At 47.5% G+C, this 11,989-nt stretch carries 15 protein-coding genes; all 15 read right to left on the reverse strand.

What is annotated here, in order from left to right; genetic code table 11:
- Window positions 1-12: 12 nt before the first annotated feature.
- Entirely contained in the window at window positions 13-480 is a 468-nt protein-coding gene (locus ACKX2L_RS06570; RefSeq protein WP_497550984.1) for a hypothetical protein, read from the reverse strand.
- Between the two features lie 105 nt (window positions 481-585).
- Window positions 586-915: a hypothetical protein gene (locus ACKX2L_RS06575; RefSeq protein WP_497550985.1), complete on the reverse strand. Its 330-nt coding sequence runs from the start codon at window positions 913-915 to the stop codon at window positions 586-588.
- Between the two features lie 7 nt (window positions 916-922).
- Window positions 923-1,804, reverse strand: a complete 882-nt coding sequence (locus ACKX2L_RS06580; protein WP_497550986.1) for a hypothetical protein — start codon at window positions 1,802-1,804, stop codon at window positions 923-925.
- Between the two features lie 7 nt (window positions 1,805-1,811).
- Window positions 1,812-2,891, reverse strand: a complete 1,080-nt coding sequence (locus ACKX2L_RS06585) for a hypothetical protein (RefSeq protein WP_497552898.1) — start codon at window positions 2,889-2,891, stop codon at window positions 1,812-1,814.
- Window positions 2,888-3,139: a hypothetical protein gene (locus ACKX2L_RS06590; protein WP_497552899.1), complete on the reverse strand. Its 252-nt coding sequence runs from the start codon at window positions 3,137-3,139 to the stop codon at window positions 2,888-2,890. Before ACKX2L_RS06590 ends, ACKX2L_RS06585 begins: the two co-directional genes overlap by 4 nt.
- Before the next feature lie 38 nt (window positions 3,140-3,177).
- Window positions 3,178-3,333, reverse strand: a complete 156-nt coding sequence (locus ACKX2L_RS06595; protein ID WP_497550989.1) for a hypothetical protein — start codon at window positions 3,331-3,333, stop codon at window positions 3,178-3,180.
- 2 nt (window positions 3,334-3,335) lie between these two features.
- Window positions 3,336-5,384, reverse strand: a complete 2,049-nt coding sequence (locus tag ACKX2L_RS06600; protein WP_497550990.1) for a DNA topoisomerase — start codon at window positions 5,382-5,384, stop codon at window positions 3,336-3,338.
- Window positions 5,385-5,586: 202 nt separating this feature from the next.
- Window positions 5,587-6,009 carry a hypothetical protein gene (locus ACKX2L_RS06605; protein WP_497550991.1) on the reverse strand — a complete coding sequence of 141 codons (423 nt, stop codon included), beginning with the start codon at window positions 6,007-6,009 and terminating at the stop codon, window positions 5,587-5,589.
- 60 nt (window positions 6,010-6,069) lie between these two features.
- Window positions 6,070-6,723 (reverse strand): hypothetical protein, encoded by a 654-nt coding sequence (locus tag ACKX2L_RS06610; RefSeq protein ID WP_497552900.1) that lies wholly within the window; start codon window positions 6,721-6,723, stop codon window positions 6,070-6,072.
- A 92-nt stretch (window positions 6,724-6,815) separates the two neighbouring features.
- Window positions 6,816-7,769: a zinc-finger-containing protein gene (locus ACKX2L_RS06615; protein ID WP_497550993.1), complete on the reverse strand. Its 954-nt coding sequence runs from the start codon at window positions 7,767-7,769 to the stop codon at window positions 6,816-6,818.
- 173 nt (window positions 7,770-7,942) lie between these two features.
- Complete coding sequence (locus ACKX2L_RS06620) at window positions 7,943-8,209, reverse strand: hypothetical protein (protein WP_497550994.1); 267 nt, start codon at window positions 8,207-8,209, stop codon at window positions 7,943-7,945.
- A 16-nt stretch (window positions 8,210-8,225) separates the two neighbouring features.
- A complete protein-coding gene (locus ACKX2L_RS06625; protein WP_497550995.1) occupies window positions 8,226-9,419 on the reverse strand; it encodes a hypothetical protein in 1,194 nt (397 codons plus the stop codon).
- A 153-nt stretch (window positions 9,420-9,572) separates the two neighbouring features.
- Window positions 9,573-10,181, reverse strand: coding sequence for a hypothetical protein (locus ACKX2L_RS06630; protein ID WP_497550996.1), 609 nt, complete (start codon window positions 10,179-10,181; stop codon window positions 9,573-9,575).
- 12 nt (window positions 10,182-10,193) lie between these two features.
- Window positions 10,194-10,706, reverse strand: a complete 513-nt coding sequence (locus tag ACKX2L_RS06635) for a hypothetical protein (protein ID WP_497550997.1) — start codon at window positions 10,704-10,706, stop codon at window positions 10,194-10,196.
- The gene (locus tag ACKX2L_RS06640) at window positions 10,651-11,673 is read right to left on the reverse strand and encodes a plasmid recombination protein (RefSeq protein ID WP_497550998.1); all 1,023 of its coding nucleotides are present in this window, start codon (window positions 11,671-11,673) and stop codon (window positions 10,651-10,653) included. Before ACKX2L_RS06640 ends, ACKX2L_RS06635 begins: the two co-directional genes overlap by 56 nt.
- Window positions 11,674-11,989: the final 316 nt, after the last annotated feature.

Here is an 11,989-nt window from a genome sequence, read left to right on the forward strand (position 1 = left end):
AACAATCCTTTCTTACATTCGTTCGGAATCCAACCATCTGCCGATCTCTTCATCGGGATCGTGATGTTGGTACTCATCCCCATGATTCCACGACCAGTCCTCGTACAGTTTGTCCTCGTCCGGATAGGACACGGTCGGGTCAGTCATGGCATCCATAAGGTTTCCCGGGGTGTTATCACCGTTATGAACGTCCCGTATGATGTCTTCGATTTCGGAAGCCTTGTCCTCGGTCTTACTCAGGTCAAACACCGCTTCCCCGTCTTCAACCTCATAGGGAACTTCATCCTCCATATAGTTTTCTTCGTCATAGTGATACCAAGACACACCGTCCCTGACCTCATAGGTCCATTGGTCATTACCTAAAGGGGGATAGCCATTCTCAACCAATGCCTTTTCAATATCCGGTACCCAGTCCGGAAACACATCGGAACGAAGGTCAAACTGAAGTCGGAGGTTTATAGAACTCGTCTGATAACTCATATCTTTTCTTTCCTTTCTTGTCACAAAAAAATAAGGAAGAAAGAACGTTGTTTTGTTCTCTCTTCCTTTCTATGGTTAAAATTTAATTAGGAAAACTGTTACGAGTTACGGCTTTTCCAGTTCCTTGGTGCGTAGCAAGAGCTTCTTTTCGTACAACGGGTAGAAAATCTCCTTGTTTTCCGACTCGAACCGATCCTTCATTTCCTGTGCGGAAATACCGGTAAAAATCATGTCCGTGCAAAGCTTAATCCGGTCACCCAACAGTTCCTTCTGAATGATCCGAAGTCGGTCTTTATGCTTGTCCGAAAGTCCACCTGTCTTGTGAAGGTCAAGGTCATGATTCACGGCAATGGCAGCCTTCCGATAGTCCTTATATGCCTGCCGGATGACTGCCTGTGCCAAAAGCTCTGCATTCGCTTGGATGGTTACAGCCATAGGTTCATCACCTTCCTCTGTCGTCTAATTCTTCCTCTTCTTCTTCATTCAGGCTCTGTTCCACGATTTCTTTCTGGCTCTGCGTCTGTTTCACGAGTTCTGTCAGTCGAACCAGTTCTTCTTCCGTTTCCAACTCTGGTAACTCCGAAGTCTTCGATGTTCCGATTCCGTGCAGCCTTGCTCTCTGGCTTTCAATGATGTCTTTCAGGAATTTCAGTTCGGCATCGCAATATTCCAGTTCTGCCTTCTGTAATTGGGGAAGGAATTCGTCCATGTTCTGAGCAGAAACGTCACGCTCTATGGAACAATGGTCGTAGATACTCCATTTGATCGGTGCTCCCGTCACAGAAACGTGAAGTAGTTCGTCCTGCTTTTTCACGTCAATCTCCACAGAGGAAAGCACGCTTAACCCTTTCATGGACTCTGCCATCTGGATGATGGCGTCCACGTCCGACAGACTCTGAAACAGGTCTTCGACTCCCTGACGGAACTCAAAGCTATGTTTGATCAAATACAGACCTTTTACTCTGGGATTGAACGGTCCTACTTCCATTTCCAAGCTCTTCTCTGTTTGTCGAAAGGTCGGTTCATTCGTATGGTTATTCTTTCCGATGGCATACCAAAGGATGGCATCAGCATGACCATAGAACCGGGAAAGGCGATCCGGGGATTCTCGAAGCATGGTAAGAATAGGAAACCAGAAGGGATTCATTTCCTCTTTTACATACGTCAGTTTCCCGTCTCTCGTGATCTCGTAGCAATCCTTGTAGGACTGGGTAAAACCATGCTCTAACATCTCTTCCTTTGTCGCTGAAAGAAACGTTTTCAGCTTTGGCTTTTCTCCGGGGTTGCCTTCTACCCACAAAGGGCCATCTTTATATATTGCCATAGGTTTCTCACCTCTCTAAGTCCTCGTCCTGTTCTTCGGTCTGCTCCTCTGTCCGTCCTTTTGGTTCGTTGATAGATTTCAGGTCTTCACCCCAAGCCGAACCATTCATTCCGTAGACGTCCTGTATGGAATACTCTCCATGCTGTTTCACGTCCGGCAGAGCGGAATGAACATACTTGATCGGAAGTTCCAGATCCTGTTCCAGTTCGATCTCGAAGGTCGAACCACCGCCATTCCAAGGGTCAAACAGACCGAGGGTCGCATTCTTCCCGATCGTGAGACTGCCACAGTCAGGACGTTCCCAAGGATGGGACTCGTGTCCTGTATTCTCTGCTTCACGGATCCGTTCGTTGACCTTAATCGCATCCCTAAGGGACATTTTGAGAAGTACCGTCAGACGATTGATGGAACTGGTTTCGTTGGCAACTTCCTGCCGGACGGATTCCAAAAAACCGTCCGGATAGGCAACATCACCCTTGTTTAATGCCTTCTGCAAGTCCTCTACGGAATATCCTTGGGATTCTGCCAAAAAGGCAAGACTGCTATGGGAATCGATCGTGTCGCTTCCACCGTATGCCGGATAAGCACAATTCAGCGTGTAGTCATAGTTTCCATCGCCGGTGTCAATGGCAAGGTCGATATTGACATCCTGATCGAGGTAATGGTCCATGTCATAGTCCATACAAACACGGTCTTCAATGATGTCAAATACCTGCTGACGTTCATCATCATCTAATTCAATCGTCTTGTCTCCGAGAGCCGTTCGATAAGCTTTTCTGTATTTATCCTCAATATAAGTGGCTGCGTTGTCGCTTAATTCGTCCAAGACTTCCATACGGCTTTCATCATAGGAATCCCACAATAATTCTTCCAAGACAACTTCCGGAGTGTCGCTTTTCAGAATATTTGCAACATCATGAACATCCAGTTCATCCCGGTAGTCGGCATAGAATTTGTAGACGTAAGTCCCTTTCCCATCTTTATCCAACAATGGCTCTATGTTGTTTTTGTAAGCATACGAAAGGTAGTCCTCGACTTCCTTCTCGATGTCGATGTTTTTGACGTTTTTCACTTCTCTTACGATCATCGCTCGTAGTCCTCGTCTTTCTCTTCTTCCTCTTCCGTTTCTTTGGAGTCTTCTTTGGGGGCTTTTTCTTCTTTTCCCTTGATCTTTTCCCGGATGGCTTGAATTCCTTTCACGATGGAAGAGGTAATGATACCCTCATCCTCCGACTCTTCCAGACTATCCTCATCCTCCAATTCTTCCCAAGGATCTTCATTCTCTGATTCTTCCGAATGGTGGTTCAATCCCCAACACAGACCAAATGCTGACATAGCAGGTCACCTTCTTTCTTTTTCCGTAGCCTTTACAGTCATCGTTCAAATTCCTCTTCTTCTCGTTCAGGGGTCTGCATTACTTCTTCTTTCTTCTGTATCTCCTCCTGAACGGCTCTGACACCCTCCAAGACAGACGGTGCCAGAACGCCCTTTTGTTCCAGTTCTTCCAAGCGTTGCAGCTTTAATACCATGATTACTTCCCTCCCTTCCCTTTTTCATAAAATTCCACACGGTTTGTAGACGGGTTATAGAACAGTTCCTGCTCCCAATGATTGCCCTTCTTCGATGTGACGACCTTCTTGATGGTCTTACCCTCGATCAGTTTCTTGGCATCGGTCTTTGTGATGGAGTAGTCCATAAAGCTCCGCTTCCAGAGGGTGAATTTGCATCCCTTGGTCTTCCAGTTACTGCATCCGAAGGACTTGGTGTATTCATACACATCTCCACCGCAGAGAGGACACTTGCCGATCGGGATTCGCTTGCCACCGGGATAGCCTTCCGCAATCTTTTTGATGTCGGCATGGAGGACTTCGTCTACGGACTCTTTCATAGTGTCCATCATGGTCTTTTCTACGGATTCCATCGGAACTTCTCCATTTCGGATCTCGTTTAAGGAATGCTCCCACTTGGCCGTGGTCTGGATGTCAAACAGTTTCACCCAACCCAGTTGTTTCATAAGGGTCATGGCAAGCGGGGATGCAAAGAACTTTCCTTTCTCCCTTTTGAAATATCCGCTCTTGATACAGTCCTCAATGATATTGGCTCGTGTTGCAGGGGTTCCAATCTTATAGTTCCCTGTCTCCTCGGCATCCGTATCCAGTTTCTTTGACAGGTTCACGGGGTGGTCAAGGGCAGAAATCAGCGTACCATCGGTATAACGGCTCGGGCACTTGGCCTTGATTTCGTGCGTGGTGAAGGACACATCCTTCGGTTCACACACGCCTTTAGTCAAAGTCTCGTGAGAGCAGGTGGATCCCTGATAGTTCGGGTTTAAGATCAGCTCAAATCCCGGGTCAAGCACCTCTTCTACGGACATGGAGTACTTTTCCCTCTGATCGCTTACACCATCGGCTTTCACGGTTCGTACTGTCTTTGGCATTCCGAAGATACTGGCGAACTTTCGAAGAACAAGGTCGAAGATTTTCTCCTCGTCCCCGGTCAGTCCCTGCGGAAGCTCTCCGGTCGGGATAATGGCCGTATGTCCTTCCGAACCGATGGCCTTGTCATTGAAGTAGGAACCGTCCTGCTTGACATTCTCCATCGACTGAAGAGGGTACTGGGACAAATGGATAAGATTACCAAGATTCCGTAAGATAGATTCCGCATCGGTATGACTGGCCAGATATTCACAGTCTGTTCTCGGATAGGACAGAAGTTTCTTCTCATACAAGCTCTGGCATAATGCCAAGGTCTTGCTTCCTGAAAAACCATACAAGGAAGATGCTGCCGATTGGAGAGTGGAAAGCTTATACAGTTTTCCTGCCTTTCTCTGTACCTTTTTATCGGTCACGTTCATCACGGCAAACCGTCCGGGCAGAGTTTCCTTGGCTTCTTGTTCTGTGGTATAGCGTGTCTCTCCAAGGAAGGGATAGCCTTTCACATCGGCTTCATGGACATAGTCACTATGCGGAACGAAGTCTTCGATTTCCTTCTCCCTTGCGGCCAGAATATGAATGATCGGGGCTTTCACACGACCGATCCGAATGGTAGGACCCATGGCAATGGTCATCACACCGGTCATGTTCATGCCGTACTGGAAGTCCATGTGCTGACGTAACAGAGCTGCCTTGTAATATCCGTCAAACTCTCTGTCGTCTTTCAAATGGGTCAGAGCATGAAGGACGGCACCTTCCGTCAGGTCATTGGACCAGAAACGGTCAACAGGAAGGCGATTCCCCATGTGCATGAGGGGAAGACGTACCAGAAGTTCTCCCTCCTGATCGGGGTCTCCGGCATGAATGATCCGGTCGTACTGTCCGGATGTAACAGCACTCTTGATCTTTTTGTAGAGGTCTTCCTTTCCTTCAATCACACGGTACTCATAGGTCAAGTCCATGGGATAGTTTTCCCTTGTCCACTTCTCATACTTTTTGTTTAATTCCTTGGGCTGTTTTAACCGCATGAGATGTCCTGCCTGTGCCAGAAAATCGCAAGTATATCCAATCTCGCTCTTATGCTTTTTGTACACGTCCTGAATGGTACGCATCAGGCTCGGTTTCTCTGCAATCAGTAAATATCTCATAAAAAATTACCTTTCCATCTCTTCTTCCTGCTCTCTCTCCTGTTCGGTCGGAACTTTCAGGAAGTCTGCCTTGTGCATCCCGGAAAACGAAAGAGCAAAAGCGAAGAGTTCGTAAAACGAACTTTGTTTTCCTTACAATTCTTCTATGCGTAAAATTTATGAGAAAATACAGAAGATAACGGAAATTTTTCTTTTTGCAGAATTAGCAAAATGGAAGGTAGTCTTTGTCGTCCAAATCTTCTTCCATGGATGGCTCAGAAGATTCCATGGATGGTTCGGATGGATTCAACTCATTGATGATTCCGAACGTCTTAGATATTTCCTTGCAGGCATCCTTAATCGCATGGATAAATTCATCATCGAGCTTGTGAATCCTCTTTAGATCCCTCCAACTGGGATCAGCCTTGTGATCAACAGTATCAATTTCGTCCATTACAAGCTTTTTGGCTTCCCGTAAAGCTGAACTATCCATTCCGTTCTGTTCCATCACATCACAAAGGTCTTTATAGTTTGGTTCAAGGTGATAACATCCAAGCTCGTTTGCGTGCCATGCACGTTCCGTTATTACGTCCTCGTATGTGTCATTACAAATCTTTGCGATTTCGCTTTTTTCCAAATGTCTCATATCAGGTGACTCCCTTTTTTGGAAAGATGCTCCCCTGTCTTTCGACAAGGGGAGTTTGTCTTACCGCTCGGCTACCAGTTCCTGTTCCTCTTCTGAATCATCGCCTAGCGATGGTTCAGAGTTAAAGTTCGTAGAACGAACTTCCCGCTCCTTCTGGAAGTCTTTATAAGCAGCTTCCAGATACTGGGCTGCGTGTGGACTTCCCGGAGTCAACACCAGTCCGCTCATTCCGATCGGGTGTGCTTTCGTATTGTCATTTCGTAAGAACACGGTGAACTTCCCTTCCTTTGCCCGTTCTTCATACAGAATCGGATTGGTCGTTAACAGGATGTCGTCTTCATTGATTTCATCAATCGCCTGAAGTTCCGTAAAGGGTCTGGGGTGTTTCAGAAAGTCCTCACAGAAAAAGTCGATACTGGCACGTTCCAGAGCATTGACCGGGTGACGGAACAAAATCGGACACACATTCGCCGTCATCTCATTTATCATGGAAAGCACGACATCGTTCGGTGTCCTGTGATAGAAATAGTCCGGGTCTCGGTTCGTCTCCTGCCGGAATTTATCCAGTCCGGACGAGGTATCCATGTCGGGGTATTCTTCCTGTATCCTCAAAAGCTCGGACTCCTTGACCCGATTCTTCCTACGCTCCATTTCGTCATAGTCACAAACCAAGTCTCGAAAGTCGATGTACAGGTTCTTTGTCGGGATTCTCATATTGTTGCTACCTCTCTTTCCATTGCACAAAAAAAGGAATGGTTGTTTCCATCCATTCCTTCTATGCGTAAGATTAAGAGAAAAAAGGTATTTTACACGCACAACCTGTCTAACCAGTCCTCGATGGTTCTTGTCTTAGATTCAGGTTCTTCCACCGTTCTCCTTTTGTTTCCGTAATAGGACCAATCATCGCTATGGTAGTGCGTACCGTTCACGATCTCGTCTAAGATCATAAGACCGTGTTTCTTTCGCATCTCGTTAACTGCACAAAGCAGACGTTCTGCATCGTACATATTCCGAATCCGGCTGAAATGCACCAGTCCTTCGGGAAGTCCTGCGTAGCTTGCCAGAACCCTGTAAGCCATGTTCCTTCGAACCATGTTTTCTTCATCGGTCAGGGCGAAGTCTTTCCACAGGGGGTCAAAGTTCTTATGTAAGACACTCCGCATGGCACGAACTTTACTTCCTGCCAAGATTCCTGCCGGAATGTTCGTTCCCGAATAAGTGCCGACTGACTTATGACAGACGGGGCATCCCATCTGGCCGTGTTCCATCGGAATGAGCTTGGCTCCACACTTCCTGCAATAGTGTTCCTCTTCCAGGCCTGCCTTTTCCCGGTCAATGGTAATGCCGTAGCATTGCTCGACCGCATAGATGGCATGGCTGATGAGGTAGTAGGTTTCCTGTGTATGACGCTCTTTGGAGAAGTCGTCCTCTTTCGGTAACATCTGATCCAGTCTCTGGCGGAAGGACATGGCCCAGTCATCTCCCGTCATTTCTTCCGGGGCTAGGAATCCGTGTTCCTTCGCAAAGGTACGGTAGACCTTCTTTACAATGCCAAGGTAGTTGTACTCCGCACCGGGGTGAAGTCTTACGATTCGGTCACTCAGTTTCTGCTCCTCGGCACGCATCTTTCTTCCGTCCATGTTCTTATCCATCATGCTGATGGCAATGTCCGCATACGGCTCTCCATAATGCCGTTTGGCAACCTTTCTCCAATGCTTCTTCTCTCTGATTCTTCTCCGGCAACTGGTTTCTTTCTTCATGTCTGATCCCCTTTCTGTGGTGTATCTGTTTGTAATGTTTTTGATATTTGTTGTATGTACCTTTTTCCTAACAAATACTATTATACACCTAAGGGGTCTCTACCATCAAATTGGTACGGAGATGACTTTTCATATTCGTGTACTTATTTCGATACAAGATTAGATACAAGGTTTTACTTCCCGGACAGGGTATTCATACCGTTACTGTCGGTATGGCTCTCTTCTGTCTTTTCGCTATTGCCCTTAAAAATACTCTGTACCGTGCTTTTGCCCTGCTTTCCGACATCCGACAGGCTCGGGTCGCTCTGCGGAAGAAAAACGTGCGAAAGAATACCCAAGGCAACGACCACGACAATGATCCAGAAATTTGTGTTCTTAAACAACCGTGGCAAGGGTTTATTCTCGTCTGCACTACGCTCCAGTTCATCAACAACCTTCATAACAAGACTTCCTTTCTTAGTTCACATAGACGTTTTCAAAGATCCCGATGTTCGGAATCTGACCGATCATATAGGGAGTGATTCTGGTATTGTTCATAAACAGATCCCGGATGGACACCATGAGCTTCTGGATATGCTCATCGTTCGGGATCTCCAGATAGTACCTCGGATCGTCATTCTTATAGATGACAAAGGCATAGGACAAAGACACGTCCCCATTCCGCTCTTCCACGAACTGAAAGAACTCATCCAAGGTGTGTAAGAGTACAATGCTCTTCATGTCGGTCGTAATCAGCACCATCACGATGATGTCGTCCTTCCGTTCCTGTACGTCATGCAGCATGATGCGATAGCGGTCGGCATCCAGTCGTTCTTGATTCTTCTTGACCTGTTCCCTCCAGTCGATGTAGTCCTGATCCGGGTCAGTTGTGACAAGCTGCGTTCTGCCCTCCTCGGACGCTTCATAGTGACCGGGGTACATCTTGTCCTTGTCTTCCCGTTCATCCAAGGGCAGCTCATGAGTTAACGGTCTGGTCTTGTATTCCTTCTTGACGTGAGGTGTCTCTTTTTTCCCCTTGGCAGGCTTACTCTTCTTTGCCTTCTTTTTCGGGAACGGGAAGGTAGGCAGTTTCGGTTTGTCTGCCTTCGGTTTCTCAGGGGCAGGATTTGGAACAGGCTCTTCCATGTCCTCATCCGTATCCATCTTTCCAACGACCGTTGAGAACAAGTCCTGTTCCTCGGTTTCCGATTCTTCCACAGGTGCAGACTGGTCAGGAACAGATTCAGATTCAGAATCAGAAACAGGTTCAGGGATTGGTTCTTTCTTCTCAGGCTCAGAATCGGGTGTTTCTTCCTTCTCTACCGCCTTTTCTTTCTTCTTCCAGAATCCGAACAGACCGCCACCGCTGTTTTTCTGGCTCTCTTCCTGCTCCTTCTTTAAGTCCTCGTAGTACCGATCCCGCCGTTCCTTTTCCTCGGCAAGCTTCTGATCCCGTACCTTCTGCTCCAAGGCACGAGTACGCTCCCGCTCCTCTTCCTCTCTGGCTTTCCGCTCTTCTTCGCTCTGCTGCTTCAGCCGTTCATTCGCCGTCTGATTCTGCTCATTCAGCTCTGCAACCTGCTTACTCAGGTCAAACACAACGGCATGGTCTGACTGATTCTGCATCTCCGACTGGTTCTGCATTTCTTCAAGTCCTTTCTTCGTGTACATGATGTTGTCCTCGTATGGGTACATCTTAGTGTTTCCGTTTGGGTACATCTTCCTGTCCTCGGTTGAGGTCAGCTTCATGTTCTCAATCGGGAACACCTTGCTATCCTCACTTGGAGCTATCTTACTATCCTCACTTGGTGTCACCTTATTGTCCTAGTGCGTAGCAAGGAAGGTGGTTGTTGCCATGGTACCTATGGTACTTCCCATCCCAAGGAAGAGCCACGGGAACAAGGGTACGTCATACCGTTTCTTTGTCACAAGGCCATACAGAACCGTACTGCCAAAGGTGATAAGCAGTCCATACAGGCATGGCATGGGGAGGTACTGCCCTGACCGAAAGACGCCCAGTCCACGGTTCAGGTAGATGAGTCCCCACAGGGCACAGGCAAACAAGCCTTTCCGATCGCCGGACGAGAAGACGTTCTGGGTCAGGTACAGGAATCCACAGGCAACACATAGCCAAATCAGACCTGTTGCCCTCGGAAGGAGTGCCAAGGCACAGACCGCCATACAGGCGTTTGCCTGCAAGTTCAAGGTCACATCCACATACCCGTCTCTTATGTCGGCAAAGCTCTGGGTCAGAAGATACATGAGAAGGATCGTGTCATAAAAGGGCAGAAACCAGACGGACATCCCTGACAAAAGAAAGGCACAAAGTTTTTCCCGTTTTCCGTTCTGAAACGCTTGCAGGGACTCGCCTGCCCATTTTGCCATCAGAACCATCAGGATATACCCCAGAATCCGTATTGTAAGTAACCACATAACCTTTCCTTCCTAAAAATTCATACCTGCCAGATACCGATAGGCAAACAGGAGTTTCTTTGAACCCGGCCACGGCAGTCGGCAGACGGCATCCCAGATGGCCTTGCCGTTCTCCTTTTCCTCGATCAGTCTCTGATAGGTCTCTTCCATCCATTCCGTATGCGAAAGCTTTATGACCCGCGCAAATTCATCAAAGTCCACATACAGGTCCTTTCCATGCGGATCCATCATGATGTGCTGTATGATATGGCACTTCCTTTTCTCCGGCAGGCGGGAAAAGTCCAGTTTGGAGAGGAAGAATAAAAGACCGATATTCGTCCTTGCCTGTGGCAGGGGGAATCCCTGTTGAAACAGAAATCCAAGCTGCCGTTGGGTCAAGTCCTTTGGAAAGGTGTAAGTCCCCTGTTCCATGTCAATGATAAGGTCATCGGAAACGATGCTATGCTGCAAGGTCTGATTGAGTTTATAGTCACAGGAGATGCCCTCTTGTTCGAGTTCCTTGGTCGTGAATGTGAGATATGCCATGATTGATTCCTTCCAGTTGTCTTTGCTCTTCTTTCGTTAACAGTTCCGGGTGTGCCAGTAACAGTTTCTTTACATCGTCCTTATGCCGGAGGATCAGCTCGGCATCGTGGTCCGTCTGTTTCCCCATCCGGTAGGCATCCGTCCGTTTCTGTAACAGGGTCTGATTGATCCGGTTCAGTTCCTCTTGCTTTTCATCGGTCTGTTGTGCCAGTTGTCGTAAGCGTTCTTCCTTTTCCTCTTCCTCTTTTCGGAAGCGTTCCAAGAGAAGGCTCTGCTGAGACGTGTTCTGTTGCAGAGCGGAAAGCTCCTCTTGTCGTTTGGACAGGTCTTTTTCCAATTCCTTTAGTTTCTCCAGAGCACCGTTCCGTTTCAGATCCTTGACCGCCCAGTTCCCGTCTCTCGTATGCCCCGTCATGAGGTGGATGTCCTCCCACCCCTTCGCTTTCATCATATCCTCGGTGAAGGGATGCAGTTTCCAGAACTTCCGTTTCGGTAAGACCCGGTCAAAATAGCAGATGGGTTTCTTTCCCTCTTCCCGATAGATCGGTGTGGCAAAAAGATGAATGTGCGGCCGGGTCTCATCCATGTGCACCCATGCAGACACGATGTCGTCTTCTTCCAGACCATAGAACAAAAGCAGGGTGTCATAGATGTCCTGAAAGAAATGGTGTGCAAATTCCACATCAGAATCAAAGGTCTGATACTGCTTTGGCATGGTCACCCATGTGGAGAAGAACACGACTGCATTCTTTCGAACCGTCTTCCCTGTTACGTCCTTGATGTACTGCAACTGTTCCTTCATCCTTCGATTATTCGGGGACAGGTTAAAGTCCAAATGGGAACGGGTCGGGTCAATGTTACTCATGTTCGGTGTTACACCCTTAGGGGGTTCTTTCCCTTCCCGATTGATTGGGTCAACGTGACCCATCAAACGCCCGTCTCCCATGTGATATTTCTTCACTTCCATACAACGACCTCTCTATCCGGTAGCTTACTGTCTCCTTTCTTCTATGCGTAAAAGTTAGTGAAGAAAAACGGGCTATGGTAAGGTTTGCTCGTTAGGGGATTTAAGAGACGGACTCCTACTAACCTCTCCCTTAATTCCCTTGATGCTTGAGAGACTAGTCCCTACTAACCAGTCTCTCTGATTTCTATGCCTTGTATTAACTGTCAAGTAGAAATGTACAAATAATCCTAAATAAAAATGTACAGTTTACGGTAATGGCTCCTCCTGTTCAAAGTCCTTCAACCGATAGGATTTTCCTGTGATCGATACGACATGG

Source organism: Porcibacter vitabionis (assembly GCF_046263795.1).
In the GTDB taxonomy this organism is placed as follows: domain Bacteria; phylum Bacillota; class Clostridia; order Lachnospirales; family Lachnospiraceae; genus Lachnocurva.

Bases quoted from the DNA above. Each gene is read 5' to 3' on its own strand.
- ACKX2L_RS06625 (WP_497550995.1), bottom strand. From the start codon at position 9,419: ATGTACACGAAGAAAGGACTTGAAGAAATGCAGAACCAGTCGGAGATG.
- ACKX2L_RS06620 (WP_497550994.1), bottom strand. From the start codon at position 8,209: ATGAAGGTTGTTGATGAACTGGAGCGTAGTGCAGACGAGAATAAACCC.
- ACKX2L_RS06610 (WP_497552900.1), bottom strand. From the start codon at position 6,723: ATGAGAATCCCGACAAAGAACCTGTACATCGACTTTCGAGACTTGGTT.
- ACKX2L_RS06575 (WP_497550985.1), bottom strand. From the start codon at position 915: ATGGCTGTAACCATCCAAGCGAATGCAGAGCTTTTGGCACAGGCAGTC.
- ACKX2L_RS06580 (WP_497550986.1), bottom strand. From the start codon at position 1,804: ATGGCAATATATAAAGATGGCCCTTTGTGGGTAGAAGGCAACCCCGGA.
- ACKX2L_RS06595 (WP_497550989.1), bottom strand. From the start codon at position 3,333: ATGGTATTAAAGCTGCAACGCTTGGAAGAACTGGAACAAAAGGGCGTT.
- ACKX2L_RS06630 (WP_497550996.1), bottom strand. From the start codon at position 10,181: ATGTGGTTACTTACAATACGGATTCTGGGGTATATCCTGATGGTTCTG.
- ACKX2L_RS06615 (WP_497550993.1), bottom strand. From the start codon at position 7,769: ATGAAGAAAGAAACCAGTTGCCGGAGAAGAATCAGAGAGAAGAAGCAT.
- ACKX2L_RS06600 (WP_497550990.1), bottom strand. From the start codon at position 5,384: ATGAGATATTTACTGATTGCAGAGAAACCGAGCCTGATGCGTACCATT.
- ACKX2L_RS06585 (WP_497552898.1), bottom strand. From the start codon at position 2,891: ATGATCGTAAGAGAAGTGAAAAACGTCAAAAACATCGACATCGAGAAG.
- ACKX2L_RS06605 (WP_497550991.1), bottom strand. From the start codon at position 6,009: ATGAGACATTTGGAAAAAAGCGAAATCGCAAAGATTTGTAATGACACA.
- ACKX2L_RS06570 (WP_497550984.1), bottom strand. From the start codon at position 480: ATGAGTTATCAGACGAGTTCTATAAACCTCCGACTTCAGTTTGACCTT.
- ACKX2L_RS06590 (WP_497552899.1), bottom strand. From the start codon at position 3,139: ATGTCAGCATTTGGTCTGTGTTGGGGATTGAACCACCATTCGGAAGAA.
- ACKX2L_RS06640 (WP_497550998.1), bottom strand. From the start codon at position 11,673: ATGGAAGTGAAGAAATATCACATGGGAGACGGGCGTTTGATGGGTCAC.
- ACKX2L_RS06635 (WP_497550997.1), bottom strand. From the start codon at position 10,706: ATGGCATATCTCACATTCACGACCAAGGAACTCGAACAAGAGGGCATC.